This window comes from Methylobacterium oryzae, from assembly GCF_036441375.1.
Classification (GTDB): Bacteria; Pseudomonadota; Alphaproteobacteria; order Rhizobiales; family Beijerinckiaceae; genus Methylobacterium; species Methylobacterium oryzae_A.
The window spans coordinates 678,236-702,286 of record NZ_MLCA01000006.1 but is presented as its reverse complement, the minus strand read 5'-3'; the positions used below and the strand labels follow the sequence as shown (position 1 = coordinate 702,286).

Annotated in this window: 24 protein-coding genes, 2 tRNA genes and 1 pseudogene; 11 read left to right on the top strand and 16 right to left on the bottom strand. The window is 70.7% G+C overall.

Going from position 1 to position 24,051, the window contains the following annotated elements:
* Window positions 1-89: 89 nt before the first annotated feature.
* Both MOTC310_RS13880 and MOTC310_RS13875 read left to right on the top strand, forming a co-directional pair.
* On the top strand, window positions 90-1,142 hold the full coding sequence (locus MOTC310_RS13880; RefSeq protein ID WP_331302160.1) for an HD-GYP domain-containing protein: 1,053 nt from the start codon (window positions 90-92) through the stop codon (window positions 1,140-1,142).
* 370 nt (window positions 1,143-1,512) lie between these two features.
* A pseudogene (locus tag MOTC310_RS13875) lies at window positions 1,513-2,742 on the top strand (IS3 family transposase).
* A gap of 164 nt (window positions 2,743-2,906) precedes the next feature.
* On the opposite strand, the gene MOTC310_RS13870 reads toward MOTC310_RS13875, so the two are convergent.
* Window positions 2,907-2,982, bottom strand: a tRNA-Glu gene (locus tag MOTC310_RS13870).
* Between the two features lie 103 nt (window positions 2,983-3,085).
* Here MOTC310_RS13870 and MOTC310_RS13865 point away from each other — a divergent pair.
* Window positions 3,086-4,090, top strand: coding sequence for an RluA family pseudouridine synthase (locus tag MOTC310_RS13865; protein WP_331302159.1), 1,005 nt, complete (start codon window positions 3,086-3,088; stop codon window positions 4,088-4,090).
* Window positions 4,091-4,326: 236 nt separating this feature from the next.
* Window positions 4,327-5,220 (top strand): RNA polymerase sigma factor RpoH, encoded by an 894-nt coding sequence (rpoH, locus tag MOTC310_RS13860; protein WP_331293322.1) that lies wholly within the window; start codon window positions 4,327-4,329, stop codon window positions 5,218-5,220.
* A gap of 71 nt (window positions 5,221-5,291) precedes the next feature.
* Here the strand turns inward: rpoH and MOTC310_RS13855 are convergent, their stop codons facing one another.
* The 9 genes from MOTC310_RS13855 to hemB all read right to left on the bottom strand — a co-directional run bounded on the left by MOTC310_RS13855 (window position 5,292) and on the right by hemB (window position 14,127).
* Window positions 5,292-6,749 carry a histidine kinase gene (locus tag MOTC310_RS13855; protein ID WP_331302158.1) on the bottom strand — a complete coding sequence of 486 codons (1,458 nt, stop codon included), beginning with the start codon at window positions 6,747-6,749 and terminating at the stop codon, window positions 5,292-5,294.
* Window positions 6,750-7,026: 277 nt separating this feature from the next.
* Window positions 7,027-8,319, bottom strand: coding sequence for an adenylosuccinate synthase (locus tag MOTC310_RS13850; RefSeq protein WP_331302157.1), 1,293 nt, complete (start codon window positions 8,317-8,319; stop codon window positions 7,027-7,029).
* A 157-nt stretch (window positions 8,320-8,476) separates the two neighbouring features.
* A complete protein-coding gene (locus MOTC310_RS13845; RefSeq protein WP_331302156.1) occupies window positions 8,477-8,779 on the bottom strand; it encodes a hypothetical protein in 303 nt (100 codons plus the stop codon).
* A 112-nt stretch (window positions 8,780-8,891) separates the two neighbouring features.
* Window positions 8,892-9,749 (bottom strand): D-amino-acid transaminase, encoded by an 858-nt coding sequence (locus MOTC310_RS13840; RefSeq protein WP_331293325.1) that lies wholly within the window; start codon window positions 9,747-9,749, stop codon window positions 8,892-8,894.
* An 80-nt stretch (window positions 9,750-9,829) separates the two neighbouring features.
* Complete coding sequence (gene purB, locus MOTC310_RS13835) at window positions 9,830-11,137, bottom strand: adenylosuccinate lyase (protein WP_331302155.1); 1,308 nt, start codon at window positions 11,135-11,137, stop codon at window positions 9,830-9,832.
* A 118-nt stretch (window positions 11,138-11,255) separates the two neighbouring features.
* On the bottom strand, window positions 11,256-12,002 hold the full coding sequence (locus tag MOTC310_RS13830; RefSeq protein WP_273561831.1) for an arginyltransferase: 747 nt from the start codon (window positions 12,000-12,002) through the stop codon (window positions 11,256-11,258).
* A 124-nt stretch (window positions 12,003-12,126) separates the two neighbouring features.
* A complete protein-coding gene (locus tag MOTC310_RS13825; protein ID WP_331293327.1) occupies window positions 12,127-12,615 on the bottom strand; it encodes an RDD family protein in 489 nt (162 codons plus the stop codon).
* Between the two features lie 88 nt (window positions 12,616-12,703).
* Entirely contained in the window at window positions 12,704-13,072 is a 369-nt protein-coding gene (locus MOTC310_RS13820) for a hypothetical protein (RefSeq protein WP_331293328.1), read from the bottom strand.
* Entirely contained in the window at window positions 13,069-14,127 is a 1,059-nt protein-coding gene (gene hemB / locus MOTC310_RS13815) for a porphobilinogen synthase (protein ID WP_331293329.1), read from the bottom strand. Before hemB ends, MOTC310_RS13820 begins: the two co-directional genes overlap by 4 nt.
* A 213-nt stretch (window positions 14,128-14,340) precedes the next feature.
* Here hemB and MOTC310_RS13810 point away from each other — a divergent pair, with 213 nt between their 5' ends.
* Window positions 14,341-14,799: a DUF6163 family protein gene (locus MOTC310_RS13810; protein WP_419539897.1), complete on the top strand. Its 459-nt coding sequence runs from the start codon at window positions 14,341-14,343 to the stop codon at window positions 14,797-14,799.
* 160 nt (window positions 14,800-14,959) lie between these two features.
* Complete coding sequence (gene ldtR / locus MOTC310_RS13805) at window positions 14,960-15,472, top strand: transcriptional regulator LdtR (RefSeq protein ID WP_331293330.1); 513 nt, start codon at window positions 14,960-14,962, stop codon at window positions 15,470-15,472.
* A 9-nt stretch (window positions 15,473-15,481) separates the two neighbouring features.
* On the opposite strand, the gene MOTC310_RS13800 is transcribed toward ldtR, so the two are convergent.
* Entirely contained in the window at window positions 15,482-16,084 is a 603-nt protein-coding gene (locus MOTC310_RS13800; protein ID WP_331293331.1) for an exopolysaccharide biosynthesis protein, read from the bottom strand.
* Window positions 16,085-16,376: 292 nt separating this feature from the next.
* Between MOTC310_RS13800 and bcsS the strand changes: the two genes are divergently transcribed.
* On the top strand, window positions 16,377-17,102 hold the full coding sequence (gene bcsS / locus MOTC310_RS13795) for a cellulose biosynthesis protein BcsS (protein ID WP_331302154.1): 726 nt from the start codon (window positions 16,377-16,379) through the stop codon (window positions 17,100-17,102).
* Here the strand turns inward: bcsS and MOTC310_RS13790 are convergent.
* Window positions 17,069-18,673 (bottom strand): cryptochrome/photolyase family protein, encoded by a 1,605-nt coding sequence (locus MOTC310_RS13790; RefSeq protein WP_331302153.1) that lies wholly within the window; start codon window positions 18,671-18,673, stop codon window positions 17,069-17,071. The genes bcsS and MOTC310_RS13790 overlap by 34 nt on opposite strands.
* A 200-nt stretch (window positions 18,674-18,873) precedes the next feature.
* Here MOTC310_RS13790 and MOTC310_RS13785 point away from each other — a divergent pair, with 200 nt between their 5' ends.
* On the top strand, window positions 18,874-19,737 hold the full coding sequence (locus MOTC310_RS13785; protein ID WP_331302152.1) for a formyltransferase family protein: 864 nt from the start codon (window positions 18,874-18,876) through the stop codon (window positions 19,735-19,737).
* Window positions 19,738-19,843: 106 nt separating this feature from the next.
* The gene (locus MOTC310_RS13780) at window positions 19,844-20,185 is read left to right on the top strand and encodes a hypothetical protein (RefSeq protein WP_331302151.1); all 342 of its coding nucleotides are present in this window, start codon (window positions 19,844-19,846) and stop codon (window positions 20,183-20,185) included.
* A gap of 16 nt (window positions 20,186-20,201) precedes the next feature.
* On the opposite strand, the gene MOTC310_RS13775 is transcribed toward MOTC310_RS13780, so the two are convergent.
* Window positions 20,202-21,245, bottom strand: a complete 1,044-nt coding sequence (locus tag MOTC310_RS13775; protein WP_331302150.1) for a hypothetical protein — start codon at window positions 21,243-21,245, stop codon at window positions 20,202-20,204.
* 406 nt (window positions 21,246-21,651) lie between these two features.
* On the opposite strand from MOTC310_RS13775, the gene MOTC310_RS13770 reads away from it, so the two are divergent.
* On the top strand, window positions 21,652-21,942 hold the full coding sequence (locus tag MOTC310_RS13770) for a PilZ domain-containing protein (protein ID WP_331302149.1): 291 nt from the start codon (window positions 21,652-21,654) through the stop codon (window positions 21,940-21,942).
* 18 nt (window positions 21,943-21,960) lie between these two features.
* Here the strand turns inward: MOTC310_RS13770 and MOTC310_RS13765 are convergent, their stop codons facing one another.
* Window positions 21,961-22,140 carry a hypothetical protein gene (locus MOTC310_RS13765; protein WP_331293338.1) on the bottom strand — a complete coding sequence of 60 codons (180 nt, stop codon included), beginning with the start codon at window positions 22,138-22,140 and terminating at the stop codon, window positions 21,961-21,963.
* Window positions 22,141-22,448: 308 nt separating this feature from the next.
* On the opposite strand from MOTC310_RS13765, the gene MOTC310_RS13760 reads away from it, so the two are divergent.
* A complete protein-coding gene (locus MOTC310_RS13760; protein WP_331302148.1) occupies window positions 22,449-23,408 on the top strand; it encodes an alginate O-acetyltransferase AlgX-related protein in 960 nt (319 codons plus the stop codon).
* A gap of 102 nt (window positions 23,409-23,510) precedes the next feature.
* Here the strand turns inward: MOTC310_RS13760 and MOTC310_RS13755 are convergent, their stop codons facing one another.
* Together MOTC310_RS13755 and MOTC310_RS13750 are read right to left on the bottom strand one after the other, a co-directional pair.
* Window positions 23,511-23,792 carry a hypothetical protein gene (locus MOTC310_RS13755; protein WP_331302147.1) on the bottom strand — a complete coding sequence of 94 codons (282 nt, stop codon included), beginning with the start codon at window positions 23,790-23,792 and terminating at the stop codon, window positions 23,511-23,513.
* Window positions 23,793-23,949: 157 nt separating this feature from the next.
* Window positions 23,950-24,025 (bottom strand) — tRNA-Lys (locus MOTC310_RS13750).
* Window positions 24,026-24,051 lie beyond the last annotated feature (26 nt).

Genomic DNA, 24,051 nt, shown 5'->3' with positions numbered 1-24,051 from the left:
CACGGCACAGCGGTTTCCTGCCGCCCTTTGACGGGGCCTGCGACTTCGGGCCGGACATAGAACCGGCCCATTATCTGACGGAGGCCGGCATGGGCAGGCTGCTGTTGATCACCGACGACCTGACCCGGACCGGACGCCTCGCGCGATCGCTCGGTCCGACCCGGCACTGCACTGTCCACGACCTTTATGACGACGCCGAGCCGTCGGACCAGCCGGACCTGATCGTCGGCGACGTCGCCCGGCTCTCCTCGGAGGCGACTCAGCGCCTGCGGCGAATGCTGGAGCCGCTGCGCGATGCCGGCGCCCCCTTCCTGTTCCTGACCCACGGCAACGCCGCTCGCGCCGAGTCGCAGGCGCGGCTCCTCGGCCCGACCGATATCCTCCCGGCCGTGTCCGTGCTCGAGCGGCTGCTGGACCGCATCGACCGGCTACAGGAAGTTGGTGGCTCCGTCGCTGCAGCCCGGATGGCGGACGAAGCCCGGCAGTTCTTCGACCTGACCTTCTTCTCCGGCCAGACGGTCACGCCCCAGTGTGCGAGCGTCGGAACGGGGCTCATCGCCCGAGCCGTGCAGCAATGCGGCGTTCGCCACTGGATCCGGGCCGTGCAGCGCTTCGATGAGGCGACGCATCGGCACTGCCTGCTGGTGACCGGCATCGCGGCCGCCTTCGCGACCAAGCTGGGCTTCGCCGATCTCGACGGCTACCGTCTGACCAAGGCCGCGCTGCTGCACGACGTCGGCAAGACCCGGATCTCACCCGCGATCCTGAACAAGCCCGGCCGGCTCACCGACGCGGAGATGAAGGTGATGCGCACGCATGCGGCGCTGGGCTACGACATGTTGGTCGACAGCGGCTTCTCGCGGGAGATGCTGCAGGTCGTGCGCTCACATCACGAGATGCTGGACGGCTCCGGGTACCCGGACGGCCTGCGGGCGCCCGAGATCCCCGATCTAGTCCGGTTGGTGACGATCTGCGACATCTACGGCGCGCTGATCGAGCAGCGTCCCTACCGACCGCCGCTGTCGGGCGGAGCGGCCTACAATATCCTGCGATTGATGGCCGGTCGCCTGGACACCGATCTGATCGACGCCTTCCATCCAGTGATGGTCGCCTTCGATCCGCCGCTGCCAGAGGTGGCTTAGGATCGATGTTCTCAACGATTGCTGGGCGAGCCACACATACGGCTTCGGCTGCATCCACAACGTCGTCGCGCGATGCGGGCCGGGTCAAGGATATTGGCCCGTGTGATCAGGCGGCACTCACCCGTGAGCCGCCAGAAGCAGCAGAGCAACTCGACAACATCCCGTCTGCCAAGATCAGCTCAGGGGACCGGCTGCCCTGGCATCGCGCAGCCACAGGTTATAGGTCCCATTCGCCTTAGGTTCGAAGGCCGTGTGCGGGCGCCGGATGGCCACGACATGCCGCTCGCAATCGTGTGGGAGGCCATCGATGATCCTCCCTCGTCGTCGCGGACACCTCCGATACGCTCATGTTGAGCGGGGAAGGTGTCGGTTGGCGAAAACGAGACGAGAGTTCACGCCCGAGTTCAAACGCGAAGCGGTCGCCCTGCTGGAGAGCAGCGGCCGGCTGTAGATGCAGGTCGCGGCCGAGCTTGGGATCCAGCGCTCGATGCTGAGGCAGTGGCGCGCCACGCTGAACGGGACCTGACCCGGCCCGCAATCTGCTGGATCGACGGGCGCCTCGCCACCAAGCCCAGTGGCGTCCGCGTCCGATCAGGCCGCCGAGATCGCCCGACAGCGGAGGGAGCTCGACCGCAGGCGCATGGAGCGCGACGTATTAAAAAGAAAGCCATCGGCATCTTCGCGGAGATGCTCAAGTGACCTTCGCCTTCGTCGAGCAGCATGCGCGGACCTGGCCGGTGCGTCTCATGTGCCGCGTGCTCGGAGTCTCACCCAGCGGCTTCGACAGTTGGCGGTCATGGCCTGAGAGCGACCGCTCGGCCTCCAATCGCCAACTCCTGGACGACGTCCGGCGCATTCATGCCGCTCACCACCGACGCTATGGTGCCCCACGCGTGCATGCCGCCTTGCGAGCTGAGGGCCGGTCCGTCAGCCGCGGGCGGGCGGCGCCGGCATGGCATCCGTGCGCTGGCGGGGCGTCGGTTCCGGCCCTGTACGACTGACAGCCGTCACGATCTCCCCATCGCGCCCACTCTCCTCGAGCAGGACTTCTCAGCCGCGCGACCCGACGCGGTCTGGCTGGCCGATATCACCGACCTGGCGACCGGCGAGGGCTGGCTGTACTTGGCCACCGTCCTCGATCTGGCCACGCGCAAGATCGTCGGTTGGTCGATGCGCGATCACATGCGCGCCGAGCTGAGCGTAGCGGCATTGATGATGGCCGCCCAGCGGCAGCGGCCGGCCGCCGGGCTCATCTGCCACTCGGATCGCGGCTGCCGGTACGCGGCCGAGGCCTACCGGAGACAGCTCGCCGGTATGGGGGCGGAGCCGTCGATGAGCCGCAGGGCTTGGGGCTCACGATAATGCCCCGCTGGAGAGCTTCTTCCACACGCTCAAGGTCGAGCTCGTCCATCAGCGACGATGGGCGACCCGAGATGGGGCGCGGCGCGATCTGTTCGCCTACATCGAGGGCTACTACGATCGGCAACGCATCCACTCGGCATTGGGCCATTTTACGCCCGAGCAAGCCGAGAGGACCGCGAAATGGTCTTCCTGTGTCCGCGACACCGAGGGAGGATCGCATGGCCGTGACGGGCCATAGGACGCTGGATTTGGTCGAGCGCTACACGCGAGAGGCGCAGCGCGCGGGGCTTGCCGACAGCGCCTGGATACGCTTCGCCGAGGGGCGGCGTGGTCCCACCGCGGAGGCGGGTTCGGGTTCCACTTCCGGTGAACCACTGGCAGATTTGAAGAAAAACGCGCCGGTGGCGCTCCCAAGGGGAATCGAACCCCTGTTTTCGCCGTGAGAGGGCGACGTCCTAGACCGCTAGACGATGGGAGCTTTCCGGCGGCGCGGGGCTGCTATAGCCAGCACCCGGCGGCGGAGCAAGTGCCTTCGTCAGGAAATTCGCCGCCGCGGGAAAATTCGGGAGCCGACAGGGATCGTGGTGGACAATGTGCAGGATGAGCGGGCCGGCATCGTGGCCGAGGGAGGCGTGCGGCTCGATCGGGCTCTGGTGGCGCTGTTCCCGGATCTGTCCCGGGCCCGGCTGCAGGACCTGATCCGCGCCGGGCAGGTTCAGCGGGACGGGAGCCCTGCCCTCGATCCGGCCAGCAAGGTCACCGCCGGCACGCACATCGTGCTCACAGTGCCCCCCGCGGCCGCGGCCGAGCCGGTTGCTGAGGCCGCGGAGCTGCCGATCGTCTACGAGGACGACGACCTGATCGTCATCGACAAGCCGGCCGGCCTGGTGGTCCATCCCGCCCCGGGCCACGAGAGCGGGACCCTGGTCAACGCGCTGATCGCCCATTGCGGCGCCAGCCTGTCGGGGATCGGCGGCGTCCGGCGCCCCGGCATCGTCCACCGCCTCGACAAGGATACAAGCGGCCTGATCGTCGTCGCGAAGAACGACGCGGCGCATCAGGGCCTCACCGCCCAGTTCGCCGATCACGGCCGGTCCGGACCGCTGGAACGCGCCTACGCCGCTGTGGCCTGGGGCCTGCCTCAGCCGCGGGCCGGCACGATCCAGGCCAACCTCGCCCGGTCGCGCTTCCATCGCGAGAAGATCGCGGTCGTCTCCGATGCGAGCGGGCGCCACGCGGTGACCCACTACGCCGTGGCCGAGGCGTATCGTGAGGCCGCGCTGGTGCGCTGTCGGCTGGAGACGGGCCGCACCCATCAGATCCGCGTGCATCTCGCCCACCGCGGACATCCCCTGCTGGGGGACGCAGTCTATGGCGGCGCCTTCCGGACCAAGGCGGCCCGCCTGACGCCTGAGGCCCGCACGGCTCTCGCGGCGCTCGGGCGACAGGCGCTCCACGCGGAGCTGCTCGGGTTCAGCCATCCGCGCACCGGCGCGACACTGCGATTCGAGAGCCCGCTCCCGCCCGACATCACCGCCCTGGTGCAGGCTCTCCGGGCGGAGGCGGACGGCGCGCCGCGCGCGTAACCGGGCCGCCGTGGCGTGCGAAAGGTCACCCCGTACCGCGTCACATCGTGACATGGTACGACCCAAATCGCCGGTGGCGCGTTGTTGACGACGTGGGTGTCATCGACCGCGACCGGCTCCCCGGCGACCCGTACGAGATGGGGGGCCGGCAGGGTCGGCTCAAGAGCGGCCCGAGTGGACGGCACTGTTGTCCGTCGCGTCCGCCCGACAGGGGGACATAAGTCCAGGAGAATGCCATGGCCGGTACGCTGCCCGTGCTCGCCAACGAAGGTGGCCTCTCGCGCTACCTCGACGAAATTCGCAAGTTCCCGATGCTGGAGCCGTCGGAGGAGTTCACGCTGGCGAAAGCCTGGCGGGACGCCGGCGACCGTGAGGCCGCGCATCGGCTCGTGACGTCGCACCTGCGCCTCGTGGCGAAGATCGCCATGGGCTATCGGGGCTACGGGCTGCCGATCGGCGAGGTCGTGTCGGAGGGCAATGTCGGCCTCATGCAGGCGGTCAAGCGCTTCGATCCCGACAAGGGCTTCCGTCTGGCCACCTACGCGATGTGGTGGATCAAGGCGGCGATCCAGGAATACATCCTGCGCTCCTGGTCGCTCGTGAAGATGGGCACGACCGCGAACCAGAAGAAGCTGTTCTTCAACCTGCGCAAGGCGAAGGGCCGGATCTCCGCCCTCGAAGAGGGCGATCTCAAGCCCGACCAAGTGAAGCAGATCGCGACCCGCCTCGGCGTGCCCGAGCAGGACGTGATCGACATGAACCGGCGCCTGTCCGGTGACACGTCGCTCAACGCGCCCCTGCGCGAGGAGGGCGAGGGCGAGTGGCAGGACTGGCTCGTCGACAACAGCCCGAGCCAGGAGACCGTGCTGGCGCGCGAGCAGGAGGGCCAGAACCGCCTCTCCGCGCTCAAGGATGCCCTCGGCGTGCTCAATCCGCGCGAGCGCCGCATCTTCGAGGCGCGGCGCCTCGCCGAGGACCCGATCACCCTGGAGGACCTCTCCGGCGAGTTCGGCGTCTCCCGCGAGCGCGTCCGGCAGATCGAGGTCCGCGCCTTCGAGAAGGTGCAGGAAGCGGTGAAGCGCAACATCGCGAGCCGCGAGCTGCCGCGGACCGGCATCGAGGCCCGCTAACGATACGCCCGGCGCGCGATCCGCGCCGGGTGTTCGCTGCGATCAGGCGCGGATCGCGGTGCCTCCGGCGGTTATTGCCAGGCGTCGAAGGCGCTCTGCATCACCTGAGCTCCCGCGGCGCCCTTCTCGAAGGTCAGCACCGCCCGGCGGCCCGACGTGTAGCGCAGCGCGATGTCGAACCAGTTCCGATGCAGGAGCAGGTCGGTGTTGCGCTCGACGTCGTTCTGCAGCGACGACAGACCGATCAGGAACAGGTTGTCGCGGACGCGGACCGGAAGCCCCGAGACGGGCGAACCGCGGGCGCTCTGCTCGTCCTTGGCCTGGAGCAATCCGACATCCTGAACGGTGCGGGACGCGCCGGTGCTGCCGCTCTGGCTGAAGGCCAAGCTCACCGTATGGGAGGCCGGCAGGGTCGCGTCGAGATTGCGCTGGATGGTCATCACCAGCGTCAGGCCGGCATCCGGAATGGTGACCGTCGCGACGACGGCGTTCTGAACCGGCTGCCCCTGATCGCCGTTCACGGTCTCGAGCCGCCACGTGACCCGCCCCGCGGTCACGGTCGGCTGACCGCCCTCGGCGCCCGACGCCTCCTCGACGAGCTCCGCCCTCTGCGCGACGGCCACGCCGGTCTCGGCGGGCGCGGCCGCATTCCGCGGCGGCGCGCCGCTCTCGACGCGGGTCGGAACCTTCGGCGCCGGCGCCGCGTCGCCGCCGACCCGGTCGCCGAACTTGGTGTCGCCCTCCGGCTGCTGCGCGTCGGCGGTCTCGGCGCCGCTCGACGGCAGGTTCTGCGGCCGGTCGCGGAGCAGGAAGGCCGCGACGGCGATGAGGCCGATCACCACGGCCAACACGCCGCCCACGAAGACGTTGCGCAGCACGCGGGACCGACCGGTCCGCGGCGGCACCACCTCGATCCGCGGACGCTGACGCCCGCCGGCACCGTCGGCGGCGGATTCGGCGTCCGCATCCTCGGCGGCCGGCGCCTCCGCGGCCGACGACTCGGCCACCGGCTGGATCGTGTCGGACGCGGGCGCCGGCGCCGTGCCCGGACGCGGCGGCCCGATCGCGATCGGCGCCTCGCGCGGCCCGGCGTCGGCCTCCGAACCGGTCTCGCGGGCCGCCACCGCGAAGGGCGGCTTCGCGGGCGGAAGGATGGGCGCCGGCATCGGTCCGGCTCCCGGCTCGGGAGGGGACGGTTCCGGGATCTCCGGCTCCGTGGCCGCCGGCACGATCGGCTCGGGTGCGACGGAATCCGGAACGGCCTGGACCGCCGCGGGCTGCTCGGGCGCCCGCACAGCATCGTTGGCGGGCGCCGGAAGGCCGCCGTGATCCACCTCGAGCCGCTCGATCGCGGCGTCGAGCGCCCGGCGCTCGAGATCGATGTCGGCCTCCGACAGCGGCGGGTCGAGGGAGCGCAGCTGGCTGATCAGCGCGTTGCGCGCGCGGTCGTAGACCGCCTTGCGCAGGGCGGGCGTTCGGTCCGGCAGCGCATCGAGCGCGCGGGCCAGAAGCGGGTAGTAATCGGCCATGATACTCTGGTCCGCCCCTTCGGCCGCCGTCCGGCGACGCCGGTCGGAGGCCGGGGACCGAGGTCCGCGCCCGCCCGACAGGTCCGGTCGCGGCCGTCGGCCGGTTTGTCGTATCCCGCCGCGCGAATCAGGGCCCGCGCGCCGGTTGCCTTCGAGACGGCGGGCGGATCGCGAGACGGACCGCCCGGCCACCAGCCCGTTCTAGATCAAGCCCGCGCGGACTGGATACAGGCAGGGCCGCCGAAAACACGCGTCGTCAACGGGATAGCGCGAAGCGTCAATCCTCGAAGGGGTTGTGCATGAGGATCGTGTCGTCCCGCTCGGGCGAGGTCGACAGCAGCGCCACCGGCGCCCCGATCAGCTCCTCGATCCGGCGGACGTACTTGATTGCCTGCGCGGGCAGGTCCGCCCAGGAGCGGGCACCCGCAGTCGTCTCCGACCAGCCCGGGATCACCTCGTAGACCGGCTCGACCCGGGCCTGCGCGGCCTGGCTCGCCGGCAGATGGTCGATCGGCTGGCCGTCCAGCATGTAGCCGGTGCAGACGCGGATCTCCTCGAACCCGTCGAGGATGTCGAGCTTGGTCAGCGCGATGCCGTGGATGCCGGAGGTCCGCACCGTCTGGCGCACCAGCACGGCGTCGAACCAGCCGCAGCGGCGCTTGCGCCCGGTGTTGACGCCGAACTCGCGCCCGCGGCTGCCGATGGTCTCGCCGATCTCGTCGAGCAGCTCGGTCGGGAACGGCCCCTCGCCGACCCGGGTCGTGTACGCCTTGGCGATGCCGAGCACGTAGCCGATCGCCCCCGGGCCGAGGCCCGACCCCGTCGCCGCCTGCGCGGCCACGATGTTGGACGAGGTCACGAACGGGTAGGTGCCGTGGTCGACGTCGAGCAGCGCGCCCTGCGCGCCCTCGAACAGGATGCGCTTGCCGGCCCGGCGCTCCTCGTCGAGCAGCGACCAGACGGTGTCGGCGAAGGGCAGGATCTTCGGCGCGATCGCCTTCAGCTCGGCCAGCAGCGCCTCGGCGTTCACCTCGTCGATCCCGAGGCCGCGCCGCAGAGCGTTGTGGTGGGTGAGCACGCGCTCGATCTTCGCGGGCAGCGCGTCGGGATCCGCGAGGTCGACGACCCGGATCGCCCGGCGGCCGACCTTGTCCTCGTAGGCCGGCCCGATGCCGCGCTTGGTCGTGCCGATCTTGAGGCCGGCATTGGCGGTCTCGCGGAAATGATCCAGCTCGCGGTGGAGCGGCAGGATCAGCGTCGCGTTGTCGGCGATCCTCAGGGAGGACGGCGACACGTCCACGCCCTGCGCCTTGATGCGCTCGATCTCGTCGATCAGGTGCCAGGGATCGACCACGACGCCGTTGCCGATGACCGAGAGCTTGCCGCCGCGGACCACGCCCGACGGCAGCAGCGCCAGCTTGTAGGTCACGCCGTCGATGACGAGCGTGTGGCCGGCATTATGACCGCCCTGGAAACGGACCACGATGTCGGCCTGCTCTGAGAGCCAGTCGACGATCTTGCCCTTGCCCTCGTCGCCCCACTGGGCGCCCACAACGACGACGTTGGCCATGCCTGCCTGCTTACCCGCGACGGAAACCGGGACGGCGCCGCCCACGGGTGCAGGCGGCGCACGTCGTGAGCCGTTTCCGCGATCCGGGCAGCGAAATCAAGCAAGGGGCCGCATGATCGGACCGCATGGCGGCCCGCCGGGCACCGTAGGAGGCGACCTACTTGGCCTCGGTGCCGGGGGCCCGCCCGGGCAGCTCGTGGGGCTTGATCACCGGCATGGTCCCGGACTGATCGGGCTTCACCACGGTGCCGGTCGTGCCGGAATCCGGCGGCTTGATCACCCCGTCGTTCTTCTGGAGCTTGTCGCTCAGCGACTGGTCCTGCGGCGGCGCGTCCGCGTTGGGGCGCACGCGCTCGGGCGGCGTCGGGGCCGGTCCGGTCGTCTGGGCGCGGGCGGGCACCGCCGCCAGCGTTGCCGCCAGGGTCGTCGCGCAGGCGGCGAGCAGGGTCTTGTTCGGCACGAGGGCCTCCCCGGTTCGAGACACGAATTCGGGGAGGAACAGTCGGAGACGGGATCCGTTCCTGTCGTCCTTCGGGGCCGCGGCTCCGTCCTGTGGACGGGAGCCGGCTGGCTCAACCCTGGCGAGCAGCCTCGATGTAGAGCTCGCGCAAGCGCCGGGTCAGGGCACCGGGCCGGCCGTCGCCGATCGCGCGGCCGTCGATCTCGACGACCGGCATCACGAAGGCCGAGGCGCTCGTGTAGAAGGCCTCCTGCGCGGCGTAGACCTCCTCCACCGGGATCAGTCGCTCCTCGATCCGCAGATCGGCTTCCTGGGCGAGGCGCAGCACCGAGGCCCGGGTGATGCCGGGCAGGAGCGCCGTGGAGAGCGGCCGGGTCACGAGCACGCGGTCGCGGCCGATGATGAACGCGGTCGAGGACGAGCCCTCGGTGACCGCGCCGTCCTCCACCATCCAGGCCTCGGCGACGCCGGCCTCGGCCGCCTGCTGCTTGGCGAGCACCTGCGCGAGCAGGGCCACCGACTTGATGTCCCGGCGCTTCCAGCGCAGGTCCTCGACGGTGATCACCCGGGCACCGCTCTCGGCGAGCGGGTTGGCGAGCACGGTCTTGGCCTGCGTGAACATCACCACGGTCGGCTCGGTGCCGGCCTTCGGGAAGGCGAAGTCGCGCTCCGCCACGCCCCGGGTGACCTGCATGTAGACGAGCCCCTCGACGACGCCGTTTCGGGCGACGAGCTCGGTCTGCAGCCGCTCCCAGCCCGCCGCGTCGTGCGGGTTGCGGATGCCGATCTCGCCCAGCGACCGGTCGAGGCGGGCGAGATGCGCGGCGTTGTCGACGAGCTTGCCGTCGATGATCGCCGAGACCTCGTAGATGCCGTCCGCGAACAGGAAGCCGCGATCCATGATCGGCACCCGTGCCTCCTCGTAGGGGAGGAACTGGCCGTTGAGGTAGACGATGCGGGGAGCGGTCACGGAGAGCTGTCCTGTGTTCGTCGCGGGCCCGAGGTCTCAGGCCCGCGCTCGCGGGCCCAAGCAGGAATCGTGCGGGATGCTCAGCGGTCGCCGAAGACCCGCCCGAAGATCGTGTCCACGTGCTTGAAGTGGTAGCCGAGATCGAAGCAGGCCTCGATCTGCTCGGCCGGGAGTGCCGCGGCGACCTCCGGATCCGCCTTGAGCAGCGCCAGGAAATCGCCCTCGCCGCGCCAGACCGGCATCGCGTTGCGCTGGACCAGCCGGTAGGAATCCTCCCGCGACACGCCCGCCTGGGTCAGCGCCAGCAACACGCGCTGCGAGTGGATCAGGCCGCCGAGCCGGTCGAGGTTCTTCTGCATGGTGGCCGGGTAGACCAGCAGCTTCTCCATCACCCCGGTCATGCGCGCGAGGGCGAAGTCGAGCGTGACGGTGGCGTCGGGGCCGATCATCCGCTCGACGGAGGAGTGGGAGATGTCGCGCTCGTGCCAGAGGGCGACGTTCTCCAGCGCCGGAGTGACGTAGCCGCGCACCATCCGGGCGAGGCCGGTGATGTTCTCGGTGAGCACCGGGTTGCGCTTGTGCGGCATGGCCGAAGAGCCCTTCTGGCCCTCGGAGAAGAACTCCTCCGCCTCCAGAACCTCGGTGCGCTGGAGGTGGCGGATCTCGATCGCCAGCCGCTCCAGGGACGAGGCGACGACGCCGAGGGTGGCGAAGAACATCGCGTGCCGGTCGCGCGGGATCACCTGGGTGGAGACCGGCTCGGCGGTCAGGCCCATCTTCTCGGCGACGTACTGCTCCACCCGCGGGTCGATGTTGGCGAAGGTGCCGACCGCGCCGGAGATCGCGCAGGTGGCGACCTCCTCGCGGGCCGCGACGAGGCGGCGGCGGTTGCGCTCGAACTCGGCATAGGCCTGGGCGAGCTTCAAGCCGAAGGTCACCGGCTCGGCGTGGATGCCGTGCGACCGGCCGATGGTGGGGGTGAGCTTGTGCTCGAAGGCCCGCGCCTTCAGGGCGGCGAGGAGCGAGTCGACGTCGGCGATCAGGATGTCGGCGGCGCGCACCAACTGCACGTTGAGGCAGGTGTCGAGCACGTCCGAGGAGGTCATGCCCTGGTGGACGAAGCGCGCCTCGGGGCCGACGATCTCGGCGAGGTGGGTCAGGAAGGCGATGACGTCGTGCTTGGTCACCGCCTCGATCGCGTCGATGCGGGCGACGTCGAAGACCGCGTCCTTGCCCTTGGCCCAGATCGTCTCGGCGGCCTCCTTCGGGACGACGCCGATCTCGGCGAGCGCCGTGGTGGCGTGGGCCTCGATCTCGAACCAGATCCGGAAGCGGCTCTCGGGCGACCAGATCGCCGTCATCGCGGGGCGGCTGTAGCGGGGGATCATGGGAGCCTCGACACGGTCCGGAATGCGTGCGAGGCCGGTAGCATGCGCCGGCCCGGCCGCTCAATGCGCATCGGCCATGTCAAGACGGCAACGGGTGTGGACGCGGGCCGGCCGCGGCTCAGTCGATCCGGACCCAGCCCTGGCCCATCAGGCGTTCCTGCGGGCGGAAGCGGGACTTGTAGTCCATCTTGCGCGAGCCCTCGACCCAGTAGCCGAGATAGAGATACGGCAGGCCGAGCCGGCGGGCCCGGCGGATGTGGTCGAGGATCATGAAGGTCCCGGGAGAGCGCGCGGCCTCCGCCGGATCGTAGAACGAGTAGACCATCGACAGCCCGTCGGAGAGGACGTCCGTCAGGCAGAAGGCGAGCGGCGGGCCGGAGCCGCGGCCGGTGATCGCCGTGTCCGGTCCGTGCCGCCGGTAGGACACGAGGTGCGTGTCGACGTGGCTGTCCTCGACCATCATGGCGTAGTCGAGCACGGTCATGTCGACCATGCCGCCGTCGCCGTGCCGGGCGTCGAGGTAACGGCGGAACAGGGCGTACTGCTCCGAGGCCGGCCGGTTCGGCTCGGGCGTGCCGACCCAGTCGGCGCCGCGCGCCAGGATCCGCCTCTGGCTCGCGCTCGGCTCGAACTCGTCGACCACGACGCGGACCGAGACGCAGGCCCGGCAGGTCTCGCAGGCCGGGCGGTACGCGATGGTCTGCGAGCGCCGGAACCCGCCCTGGGTCAGGATCTCGTTGAGGTCGCGGGCGCGACGACCGACCAGGTGGGTGAAGACCTTCCGCTCCTCCTGCCCCGGCAGATAGGGGCACGGCGACGGGGCGGTGAGGTAGAACTGCGGTGTGTCGCGCGGATGGCTGGTCACGCTTCTCACAGACCCTGCGCCGGGTTCATCCTCTCGGCGCCGGCATGCCAGTGTACAGGCGACCGGCCGAGGCTCAATGGCCCGACCGGTCGCAGCGTCAGATTTTCATCAGCGGAATCGTCGCTCAGCGCGCGTGGACGACGGCCAGGCCGAGGAGCAGGTCGTGCCCGAGGCGCCGGTCGGCGCGCATCAGCCCGAACGCGATGTCGACGCACCAGAGCAGGAAGGTCGAGATCGCCACGTAGAACAGCAGCGCGTGGACCGCGGCCGTGATGACGTCGACCCGCGCGCCGCTCTCGGGCGCGACGGTCCGCAGGCCCATCATCCGCTGACCGATCGTGCTCTGCTTCGACCCGCCGACGGTGATGGCGCTGTAGATGATCCCGCTCGCCGGCAGGACCGCGAACAGGGTCCAGCCGAGGCCGAACGTGACCACGCCGATGACGGTGATCAGCAGCGTCAGCAGGGCCGTGAAGCCGAAGATGAACAGGATATCGAGGAGATAGGCGACCGTCCGGCCGCCGAGGCTCGCCCGCACGAACGGGATCGGCAGCGAGGTGGCGTAGCCGGGCGCTTCGAAGCGCTGCGCGTATCCGGGTTGAGGGTTCTGCATGGTGTCGCGTCCTGCAAGCGAGGCTGCGGACGTGAAGGTGGGTGCGGGCCGCGAGCCCCGCAAGGGGATCCGGAGGCGCGGCCGCTCCTCAGCGCCCGGCCGGGTCACCGGCCGCGGCGTCGGGCGTGTCGAGATAGAAGCGCTTCAGCATGTAGAGCGCCGGGCCCGACAGGGTGCTCGCCTCGGTGGCGAGGGCGACCAGGGTCGTGCCGGCATCGAAACGGCAGGTCAGCCAGTGCTGCCGGTTCCCGTCGGCGTAGTCGACCCGCACCGAGTTCGCCCCCGGCCCCGGCGCCGCGCGCAGCAGCCGGATCCCGCCCTGCGGCGCCACCGCCGGCAGCGCCCGGCGGCAGGTGGCGACGCGATCCCGGCGCAGGGTATCCTGGCAGGCGGCGAGACCGCCGAAGAATCCGACCACGACCGCCGCCCCGAGGAGCCAGCGGTGCCCGCGCTTCACGGATGGCTGCGCAGGCGCTCCGCGACCCGCGGCGCGTGATAGGTGAGGACGCCGTCGGCCCCGGCGCGCTTGAACGCCAGGAGCGCCTCGATCATCGCCCGGTCGCCGTCGAGCCAGCCGTTGCGGGCGGCCGCCTCGATCATCGCGTACTCGCCGGACACCTGATACGCGAAGGTCGGGACCTGGAACTCGTCCCGCACCCGGCGGATGATGTCGAGATACGGCAGTCCCGGCTTCACCATCACCGAATCCGCGCCCTCGTCGAGGTCGAGCCGGACCTCGCGCAGGGCCTCGGCCGAGTTGCCCGGATCCATCTGGTAGGTGCGCTTGTCGCCGACGAGCGCCGCCTTGGTGCCGATCGCGTCGCGGAACGGCCCGTAGAAGGCGCTCGCATATTTCGCCGCGTACGCCATGATCTGAACGTCGAGGAAGCCGGCCTTGTCGAGGCCGGCGCGGATCGCGCCGACGCGCCCGTCCATCATGTCGGACGGGGCGATGATGTCGGTCCCGGCCTCGGCCTGGATCAGGCTCTGCTCGACGAGGACCGCGACGGTCTCGTCGTTGAGGATCGCGCCGTCCTTCATCAGGCCGTCGTGGCCGTGGCTCGTGTAGGGATCGAGGGCCACGTCGGTCATGATCCCGATCTCGGGCACGGCCCGCTTCACGGCGCGCACTGCCCGGCAAACGAGGTTGTTGGCGTTCAACGCCTCCGAGCCGGTCGGGTCGCGCAGCGACACCTCCGTGTAGGGGAAGAACGACACCGCCGGGATGCCGAGCTTCGCGGCGCGCTCCGCGTCGCGGACGATCTCGTCCACCGAGAGGCGCTCGACGCCCGGCATCGAGGCGATCGGCTCGCGGCGCCCCTCGCCCTCGATCACGAACATCGGCCAGATCAGGTCGTCGACCGTCAGGGTGTGCTCGCGGACGAGGCGGCGCGACCAGTCGGCCTTCCGGTTCCGGCGCGGGCGCTGGGTGATCTTCAGACCCTCCACGCGGGCGCCCTCGCGGGCGGCCTCCACGGCGAGGGGGCGCGGCTCTGGCAGGGTGTCTGACATGCGGCTTCGCTACCGTTCGCGCGGACCACGCCGCGGATCGCGCGGCGCTCGTGCGCCGGAGGCGTTCGACTACCACACCGAACTGGCGCAACGAAACCCGACCGTTGACGCAGGACGGCGGAACCGCTTCAACCCGGCGACGCCCCGTCCGATCGATCAGGATCCCGGCCCTTCCCCCATGAACCGGCCCCTCACTTTCGCGAGCCCTCCGTAGTGCCCGGCTACCTTCCGATCCGGCGCAAGGCACCCAGGCCGGGCGGGATCCCCAGCGACCGCATCGAGCGCGCGCAGGGGCCGGCCCCCGGCACGTGGGACACGGTGCTGATCTGGTTCATGCGGCTCACGGCCCTCGTCTGGCTGCTGAAGAGCGTCTTCGCCTGGGCGACCATCCTCGACGTGCTGCCGGGCGTCCGTCCCTTCGAGGCCGAACCCTTCGGCCGGCAGGCCGCGATCGTCTACTTCGCGGTGATCGACGCGGCGGCGGCGATCGGATTGTGGCTGACGAGCGCCTGGGGCGGCGTGATCTGGTTGCTCGCCGTCACGTCGGCGATCACGCTCGCTGTCCTGACACCGCAACTCTTGCCGTTATCGGTGCCGCTGCTCGTATTCGGAGGGTGCGTCGTGACGTTGTACTTCCTGCTGTCCTGGTTGGCGGCGCAGGAAGCACGGTGAACGAACCGTTCTCATCTTCATTCAGTTTGTCTTTACCGCGAAGAGTAAATCGCGAATTCATCCTGTCGCTTAAATCGCCTTTCATTCCCGAGCCCTAGCTTAGCCATCATCAACGGCGCCGCATCGAACGGGTGCCGGTCCATCGGATGGCGAGGCAGAGATGAAGACCCAGAACGCCCGAGTCGCGCAGGTCGAGGCCCCCGAGGAGGCCGCCTCCACGAAGGGGTCCTACCTCGAGGCGCTCCACCTCGTGGAGCGGCTGCATCGCCGGCTCCTCGACGTGATCAAGGACGAGTTCGAGCGCCGCGGCCGCGAGGACGTCAACAGCGTCCAGGCGCTGCTCCTGTACAATATCGGCGACAAGGAGCTGACCGCGAGCGAGCTGCGGACCAAGGGCTACTACCTGGGCTCCAACGTCTCCTACAACGTGAAGAAGCTGGTCGAGGCCGGCTACCTCCACCACGCCCGCTCGAAGACCGACCGGCGCTCCGTCCGGATCAGCCTGACCGACAAGGGCCGTCAGGTCCACGAGATCATCCAGGGGCTCTACGACAAGCACGCCCGGACGATCACGCCGATCGGCGGGATCTCCGAGGAGGATTTCAGCCGCCTGAACCTGGCGCTGACCCGCCTGGAGCGCTTCTGGACCGACCAGATCCGCTACCGCCTCTGAGGCGCGGCCTCAGAGGTTCAGCAGGCCGACGATCCCGGCGATCACCGCGTAGGCGAAGCCGGCGTTGATGGCGACGCCGAACATCCCGATCACGAGACCGCCCAACACGACGAGACCGTCGCGCTCGACCAGGCCGAGCCCGACCAGGCAGACGGCGAGACCGAGGGGGATCTGCCCGACAATGGGCGCGGCCACGATCAGCGCCAGCGCCAGGGCCAGAAGGACGATCCCCATGCCGCGCATGCCGAGCGCGGTCTCGAACACGCTGACGCGGGGGCGCGACCAGCGCTCCAGGCGGCGCAGGATCGGCACCGCGCGGGTGACGGCGCGCCGCACGTCCGACAGGGCGATCGAGCGGCCGAGGAGCATCCGCGGCAGCCACGGCGCCGACATGCCGGCGGCGATCTGGATCGCCACGAGGAGCAGGAGCAGGCCGCAGATCAGCGGGATCGGCGGCGGCATGGGCAGGCAGTTCGGCAGCCCCAGCAGGACTACGAGCAGCGCGAAGGCACGGTCCCGCAGGACCGCGACGATGTCGCCCACGGTGAGGCGCTCGCCCTCCTGGCTCGCCAGCACGGTGAGGACGTCCGACGTTCGTGCACCGGAGGTCAAGGATCTGCCAACCTTCGCTTTCCCGCGGCGGCTCTAGCCGAGAACATCTGGCACGCCAAGCACGGCAGATTCGCGACAGCGCGGCGGCGCTTGTCGGGCGGGCGCGGGGCCCGGGACGCGCGAGATCCGGGCAAGCATTGCTCAAGTCATCGCGGTCACGCGGCGCGATTTTCCGCCACGCGATCGCTCGGCTGAGGCAAATCCCCAGCAAATCCGCAGACCAGCGCGGGGACGGCGATGCGTCGTGGTTAACTTTGTCTTAGGATGATCCTTCGATGCCGGAGGATCGACCGTGCAGAGGCAGCGCCACCGTTCGAGAATCGCCGGCCTCGCGCCCCTGATCTGCACGGGCCTCGCCGTGATCGCGGGTCATGCCGGCGCGGCCGCCGCCAGCGAGATCGACACGCTCCTGTTCGGCAGTCTCGACGCGGGCGGCGACACCTTCCTGACCGTCGGGGCGAAGGCCGGCCTGACGTCTCTCGCGCAGGAGGGGTTCGCCGCGCTGGCGAGCGTCGGCGGCGGGCGGCGGGCGGAGCACGGCGCGGACAATGCCCGCACGCGCTACACCGTCGCCGCGGCGGCGCTCGGCGGTTACCAGTGGTTCTTCGACTGGGGCGTGGTCGCCGCCTATGCCGGGCCCGAAATCGCGCGGGAGATGCTGGTCGCGGGGCCGCAGCTCGACGTCCGACCGACGCGCCTCGGCCTGCGGCTGCACGGCGAGGTCTGGGCGCGTCCGACCGAGGCGACGCTGCTCCAGGCGAGCGCGGTCGCGGGATCGGCCCGCGACAGCCTGTGGGCGCGCCTCGCCTGGGGCTATCGCCTCTGGGAAACCTATCTCGGCCCCGAGGCCGCGCTCTACGCGGACGGGACCGGCTACGCGAAGTGGAGCCTCGGCCTGCACGGGACCGACTTCGCCCTCGGGGGATACAGCTTCCGGGCCTCGGCGGGCCTCCAGTCCGAGACCGGCCGGGGCCGGGCCTGTCCCTACGTGACCCTGTCGGTCTGGTCCCCTCTCTGATCGGCGCCCGGCCGGGCCTCGAGGGCGTCGAGGAAGGCGGCCGCGTCGCGGCGGATCTCGGCGCGGCGCCTGTCGCCCAGGCCCCGAAGCGTCCGGTACGGCATGGCCATCCGCTGATTGCCCGCCAGCCGGTCCTCGTTCTCGATGAGGAAGTTCCAGTAGAGATAGTTGAACGGGCAGGCGTCCGGCCCGGCCTTGACCTTCACGTCGTAGGCGCAGGACGCGCAGTAGTCGGACATCCGGTCGATATAGGCGCCGGAGGCCGCGTACGGCTTGGAGCCCATGACACCGCCGTCGGCCCACAGCACCATGCCGTGAACGTTGGGCAGCTCGACCCACTCGTAGGCGTCCGCGAAGACGATCAGGTACCATTCCTCGACCTGCGCCGGGTCGAGGCCCGCGACGAGGGCGAAGTTCCCGGTCACCATCAGGCGCTGGATGTGGTGCGCGTAGGCGTGGGCGCGCGTCTCCGCGACGACCTGGGCGACGCAGTTCAGCGCCGTCTCCCCCGACCAGTAGAACCACGGCAAGTCGCGGCCCGCGCCGAGGGCGTTGGTGTCCCGGTAGCCTGGCATCCGCGCCCAGTAGAGGCCGCGCACGTATTCCCGCCAGCCGAGGATCTGCCGGATGAAGCCCTCGACGCAGTGGAGCGGCGCCGCGCCGTCGCGATAGGCGCGCTCGGCGGCCCGGCACACCTCCTCGGCGGTGAGCAGGCCCGCGTTGAGGGCGGGCGATAGGAGCGCGTGGTACAGGAAGGGCGCCCCGGTCTTCATCGCGTCCTGGTAGTCGCCGAAGGTCGGCAGCGCGTCCGCCAGGAAGTGCCGCAGCGCCGCGAGGGCGTCCGCCCGCGTCACCGGCCAGGAGAAGCCGGTGAGATCGCCGAAATGGTCGCCGAACTCCGCCTCCACGAGGGCGATGACCGCGCGCGTCACGGAATCGGGCTGGAAGCCGATCCGGTCGGGCGGACGATGCCCCCTGGGCAGGCGCTTGCGGTTCTCGGGATCGTAGTTCCAGCGGCCGCCCGCGGGCTCGCCGCCGTCCATCAGGAGGCCGGTCCGGCGCCGCATGCCGCGGTAGAAAGTCTCCATCCGCAGGTGATGCCGGCCCTCGGCCCACTGGGCGAAGTCCTCGCGCGGGCACAGGAAGCGGTTGTCGGCGCGGATCTCGACCGGGACCGCCAGCGTCTCCCGCCAGTCCTGCATCATCTCCCAGACGCGCCACTCGCCCGGCTCGGTCACCACGACCCGCTCCGGCCGGTGGCGTGCGACCGCACGCTCCAGTTCGCCGGTGAAGCTGCCCGTGTTGCCCGCATCGGTCAGGCGCACGTAGTCGACGGCGACGCCCTCCGCTTCCAGCTCGGCCGCGAAGTGGCGCATGGCGGCGAACAGGAAGGCGATCTTCTGCTTGTGATGGCGGACATACGTCGCCTCGTCCCGGACCTCGACCATCAGGACGACGTCGCAGCCGGCATCGAGGTCGACGAGGCTCGAGACCCGGCGGGTCAGCTGGTCGCCGAGGACGAAGCGGAGCGTTCCGGTCGGTGCGGCGGCGCCGCGGCGTCTCCCGGCCATCGCCTCAACCCGCGGAGCGCGGGACGGAGGCGCCGCCGGCCGCGGCAGGGGCGGCGGGATCGGTCCCGCCGCAGACGATCACCCGACCCACGCTGCTCCCCCTGCTACCGCCATCGGCCCAATCAAGGTAAGGCCGGGGACGCCACCGGGCAGGCGGCGGATCCGCGCCCTCCACGTGCACAAGGTCGCAGGCGGCAAGCATGAAGTTCGCGTTCGCCGGCATCGACTTCCTCGGCGGGGTCTTCGAGGGATTGCTGGACGCCGGCTGGACGCCGGTGAAGCTGTTCACGCGCCCCTGCGACGGCGTCTATGACCACAACGAGGTGATCGTCGCCCGCGCCCGATCCCTGCGGCTGCCGATTCAGCTCTCGCGGATCCGCGAGCGGGACATCGAGGCTCTGCAGGCCGAGCACGGCCGGGACTGGGCGCTGGTGGTGGCGGGCTATCCGTGGCTCATCAAGGGCTGGAAGGGCCGCGCCGCCTACGGCCTCAACCTCCACCCCTCGCCGCTGCCGACGGGCCGCGGCCCCTACCCGCTGTTCCGGGCCGTCCTCGACCGCTACGAGACCTGGGGCGTCACCGCCCACGTCCTGGCTGACGGCTTCGACACCGGCGATATCCTGGCGCAGGAGATCTTCGCCCTGAGCCCCCGCGAGAGCCACGAGACGCTGCTCGCCAAGTGCCAGATGGCGGCGCGCCGCCTCGCCGCCGGCCCCCTCGGCCGCGACCTGCCCAACCGCTGGAAGCGCTCCGAACCGCAGGGCGACGGTTCCTACTGGCCCCGGGCCACCGATGCCGACCGGACGCTCGACTTCCGGCAGGACATCGAGACGGTCCTGCGCCGGGTCCGGGCCTTCGGCACGGTCGAGACGATCGCGCGGCTCGGAGATGCCCGGGTCTTCGTGGCGGAGGCCCAGGGCTGGCAGGAGCGCCACGCGCACACGCCCGGGGCTGTGGTGCACCGCCACCGTCGCCACGTCGTGGTGGCGGCCCTCGACGGATACGTTCAGCTGACCCGCTGGTCGCCCGTCCCCCTGGCGGAGGCCGGGCAGATCGGCCGCTGACCGGCCGCTGACTGGCCGCTGACTGGCCGCTGACTGGAACTGAAGCGCGGACCCTGATGTTTCCGGCGGCCCAGGCACTCACGCCGGGGCCTCACGGGAGTCCGACATGTCGACCCGCGCCAGCGTCGCCGCAGCCCTCGGATTCGCGGCGCTGTTCACCGGCTCCGCCTTCGCGCAGGCGGTGATCGTGACTCCCGACGAGTTCGGCCCCGACGACGACGTGGTGGTGCGCGACTATATCGTGCGCCGGCCGGTGGGTCCGGGCCCGATCATCGGATCGATCCCGCTGCGTCCCGGCAGCATCGTGCCGCCCGACGTACGGCTGGCCCCCTTCACGGATGCCCCGAACCCGCGCCTGCGCCGCTTCGGTTACTTCGTGGCGCCCGGCGACAAGGTCGTCGTCGTCGACCCCGAGACCCGCGCGGTGGTGCGCATCCTCGACCGCTGACCTCGGGCCGCGCAGCTCACCAGTCGCTGAGCGCCGCGCGCTTCCACCGGTCGGGCGCGACGCAGCGGTACTCGTAGGCCTCGTCCCAGGCATGTTCCCCCGGGCTGCACGGCGCCCGGCTGCTCGCGGGCGGCCGCGGCAGGCTCTCGCGGACGGAGGCGGCGTCGATCTGCCCGCTATCGCTCACGCGCACGACCGGCCCGGCCCCCGTGCCGTAGACAAGATCGCGCCCGTCGAAGCCGAGGCTGCGGGAGAAGCCGCCCTCGCGGTCGCCGTCGAGCCCGATCGCCTGCCCGGCCGCGAGCAGCATCGGGACGCCGGTGAACCGCGCGGCGGCGGCATCGATCCCGATGCCGTAGGTGCCCTCCCCCTGAAACGAGATGGCCCGGTCGGTGATGGAGCCGGTGAGGTTGCCCATCAGGATCCCGTAGCCGGTATGGGCACCCGGCACGCCGCCGGTGGAGATCTGCAGGCCGACCCGCTGGCGGTTGCGGTCCGTGGTCGGCGACTGCGCCGAGACGTCGATCTCGGCGCCGATGCAGGAGGCGACGGGATCGGCCTCGTCGGTCATGTCGACACAGTTGAAGTTCCCGGCCCAGGAGGGTCCGACCGGTCCCAGTCCGTTGGATTCCTTGAAGATCGTGCCGTTGACGGCGACGTTCTGCGCCCCCGTGCTGGCGAGCGCGCGGTTGTGCAGCTCGCCGGTGATCGTCCACTCGTAGCCGGCATTGTGCGGGCCGGTGGAGCCGAGCGCCCACAGCGCCTTGTAGGTGTGAGTGGCCTCGCCCGATCCCTCCGGCACGTGCCGGTCGACCCGCAGGGTCGAGACCGGATCGAAGCCCTGCGGCCGGTTCCAGAGGAAGATGTGGCCGCCATCCAGGCCGGGCACACCGGTCCCCTGCACGTTGCGGGAGAAGTTCGGCGGCCACGACACGGGTGCGGAAGCCCGATCGGTCGAAGGTGCGACCGTCGGCGGCTGTCCGGGCGCCTCGGCCACCGCGGTCGTCGGCAAGCCGAGCGTCAAGCTCGCCAAGAGGGCCGTGCCAGGGCGGATGCGCATGATCGTCTCCGGATGTCCTCGCGGCGCGGCCTCGCACGGGAGCGCACTGGCAGAGGCTGCGGGCAGAACCAGATAGGCTTCAGGATCGCAACGGCGACATCGGCCCGGATGGCCGCGGACGCGACCCCGATCACGCCGTCGGAGCGAGCCGATGAACACCCTGCGATTCCTGCGCACATGGTTCCTGGTGTCGATCCCGCTCGGCCTGCTGATCGGCAGGTTCATCAAGGCCGGCAAGGGGCCGCAGAGAGAAGATCGGCAGTGATTACCGGAGATCGGATCGATAGACCGGATGCGACTTGTTTCGCCTGCCGCTTGAAGCCGATCATCAATAACATGTTAGCAAATCCGGCGCATTTTTACTGATATCGCGCCATACCGGCCGACCTGGGCAGGAACCTCGGCCGTGTCCCGCAACGCCAGCCCCCCCGCCGTCTTCGTTGACCGCCGCGCGGCCGAGCGAAAACCCACCGCCCTCCTGGCCTTCGCCCAGCATCGGGACGGCTCCCGCTATCCCTGCCAGGTCAAGAACATCTCCGATCGCGGCGCGATGCTGGAATTTCTCGGCTCGCAGGCGGTGCAGCTGGAGGATGTGTTCGACCTCGTGCTGGCGAGCGCCGACATGCGTTACGCGGTCCAGCTCGTCTGGCGCAGGGAGCGGATGGTCGGAGTTCTGTTCTGCGGCGACGCGGCGTGAGACCGGCGCCCGGCGGGCTCAGACCGCCAGCGTCGCCATCAGCGTGAGCCCGACGGCCGGCAGCGCCAGCGCCAGAACCGCGAGAGTGTCGAGCGGCGCGGGGCGGCTCGCCGCGAGCCAGCGGCGCTCGGCGAACTTCTCGGCCGCGAACCCCGCCAGAACGAGGCCGCAGCCGATGAACGTGACAAGCGCGGACATGGACCGGCCCTTTATCGCAACGCCGCGCGGAGTGATGCGCCTGACGGAAGTACCCGCGGCGCGGCTATAAGGTTTCACCGCCGGCCCGGTGCACGGGCGAAAAAGCCGTGGTGGGGCGCCGCTCCGACGGGCGTCGCGCGCCACACGCGTCGCCGTCGCCGGGGTCGCGGGTCGCGGGTCGCCGCGGCGACGTGGTGGCGGAAGGCAGTGAACGGCAGCAAAGGGGTTGCAATCCCGCGCGGATCCGACGAGGCGGGAGCCCAGCGTCGACAGAGGAACGCGTCGCGGGCGGCAGGAGGCCGGGATCTTTGAAGACGGGCGGCAACGGCGTGGCCGTGGGGCACGATGGCTGGCTGTACTGGGTCGGACGGGCCCGCGAAGTCGAAGCTTTCTACGGCGACACCCCGACCTCGCGGCGGATCCTGAAGCGCTGGACGCGGCTGATCGGGCAGCGGGCGCGCCGCCTCGACAGGCTCGGGATCCGGCACGTGCACACCGTCATCCCCGACAAGCTCGCGATCTATCCGGACCTGCTCGGCCGGCCCTTCCCGGGGCTCGACGACCCGCCCGGGATCCGGCTCGCCCGGCTCGTCGCCGGCGACAGCGGCGCCGCGATGGTCGACCTGCAGACACCGCTCCTGGCGGCGCGGACCGAGGAGCCCGTCTACCTGCGGACCGACACACACTGGACCTACCGGGGCTATCTGACCGCGTACCGGGCGCTCTGCGCGGCCCTGGACGCGCCGGTGGCCGCGCACGTCTTCGCCGGGACCAGCGTGAGCGAGCGCTTCACCTTCGATCTCGGCGAGAAGCTCGTTCCACCGGTCGACGAGGACTACGTCGCCTACGACTTCACGCGCCGGGCGGCGCGGACCGACGCAAACGCACTGGTCGCGGTGCGGGAATCGGGGCGGGCCGTGCGTCCGCGCGGATTGTTCGTCGGATCCCGCGTCGTCCTGGAGAACGAGGACGCACCGGATCCGCGGCGCGTGGTGCTGTTCGGCGATTCCTACATCTACAGCCCGGGCGCGCGCCTCACCGCGATGCTGGCCGAGACCTTCGGGGAGGTGCACGCGATCTGGTCGGCCAATATTGACTGGGCCTATGTCGAGGCCGTGCGGCCGGACGTCGTGATCTTCGAGATCGCCGAGCGGTTCCTGCGCCAGGTCCCGTCCGACCGGATCCGCATCGACCGCTTCGCGGCGGTGCGCGCGCGGCGGGCCGTGCGTCCGACGATCCGCGAGCAGATCCGGCGCTGGCTGCGCTGAGCCGCCCCGCACGGCGCGCGGTCGCTTCGAACGGCGAGGGCCCCGCCGCGGTGGCGGCGGGGCCCTGCTCCGTCAGGCTGTTCCGTCGGGCTGTGCGGCGTCTCAGTAGCCGCGGCCGTAATAGCCCGGGCCCCGGTCGAAGGCGCCCGCGGCGGCGGCGCCGGCGGCCGCACCCGCGATGCCCAGGCCGATCGCGGCCCCGGTCGACAGACCGCGGTGACGGCGGTAGCCGAAATCCCGCCGCGGGCCGTACCCGCGATCGTAGCCCCGGCCGTAGCCGTAGCCGTGATGGCCGCCGTAGCCGTAGCCCTGCGCCTGGGCGCCCGTGGCGCCGAGCGCGCCGAGGGAGAGGGTGACGGCGGAGATGAGAGCGAGCTTGCGCATCGGTGACTCCTTCGCAGTTGCGTTGGGAGCCCAACCCGAAGCGCAACCAGGGGTTCCGATTTTCGTGTGGGCGGGGCGCCCAGCCGCCGACCAGTCGCGGGTCTGCGGAGCGGCGATCAGGCCGGGCGCCGCGTTTCAGGAGCGAGGGTCGAGGAGGTGGTGAGCGCGCTGGGACTCGAACCCAGGACCTACAGATTAAAAGTCCGTTGCTCTACCAGCTGAGCTACGCGCTCGCGTCCCGGGCCGCGCGGGGCGGCCC

Excerpts from the sequence above, each read along its gene's own strand:
- MOTC310_RS13880 (WP_331302160.1), top strand. The coding sequence starts at position 90 with ATGGGCAGGCTGCTGTTGATCACCGACGACCTGACCCGGACCGGACGC.
- rpoH (WP_331293322.1), top strand. The coding sequence starts at position 4,327 with ATGGCCGGTACGCTGCCCGTGCTCGCCAACGAAGGTGGCCTCTCGCGC.
- MOTC310_RS13855 (WP_331302158.1), bottom strand. The coding sequence starts at position 6,749 with ATGGCCGATTACTACCCGCTTCTGGCCCGCGCGCTCGATGCGCTGCCG.
- MOTC310_RS13850 (WP_331302157.1), bottom strand. The coding sequence starts at position 8,319 with ATGGCCAACGTCGTCGTTGTGGGCGCCCAGTGGGGCGACGAGGGCAAG.
- purB (WP_331302155.1), bottom strand. The coding sequence starts at position 11,137 with ATGATCCCCCGCTACAGCCGCCCCGCGATGACGGCGATCTGGTCGCCC.
- MOTC310_RS13825 (WP_331293327.1), bottom strand. The coding sequence starts at position 12,615 with ATGCAGAACCCTCAACCCGGATACGCGCAGCGCTTCGAAGCGCCCGGC.
- hemB (WP_331293329.1), bottom strand. The coding sequence starts at position 14,127 with ATGTCAGACACCCTGCCAGAGCCGCGCCCCCTCGCCGTGGAGGCCGCC.
- ldtR (WP_331293330.1), top strand. The coding sequence starts at position 14,960 with ATGAAGACCCAGAACGCCCGAGTCGCGCAGGTCGAGGCCCCCGAGGAG.
- MOTC310_RS13790 (WP_331302153.1), bottom strand. The coding sequence starts at position 18,673 with ATGGCCGGGAGACGCCGCGGCGCCGCCGCACCGACCGGAACGCTCCGC.
- MOTC310_RS13785 (WP_331302152.1), top strand. The coding sequence starts at position 18,874 with ATGAAGTTCGCGTTCGCCGGCATCGACTTCCTCGGCGGGGTCTTCGAG.
- MOTC310_RS13780 (WP_331302151.1), top strand. The coding sequence starts at position 19,844 with ATGTCGACCCGCGCCAGCGTCGCCGCAGCCCTCGGATTCGCGGCGCTG.
- MOTC310_RS13775 (WP_331302150.1), bottom strand. The coding sequence starts at position 21,245 with ATGCGCATCCGCCCTGGCACGGCCCTCTTGGCGAGCTTGACGCTCGGC.
- MOTC310_RS13765 (WP_331293338.1), bottom strand. The coding sequence starts at position 22,140 with ATGTCCGCGCTTGTCACGTTCATCGGCTGCGGCCTCGTTCTGGCGGGG.
- MOTC310_RS13755 (WP_331302147.1), bottom strand. The coding sequence starts at position 23,792 with ATGCGCAAGCTCGCTCTCATCTCCGCCGTCACCCTCTCCCTCGGCGCG.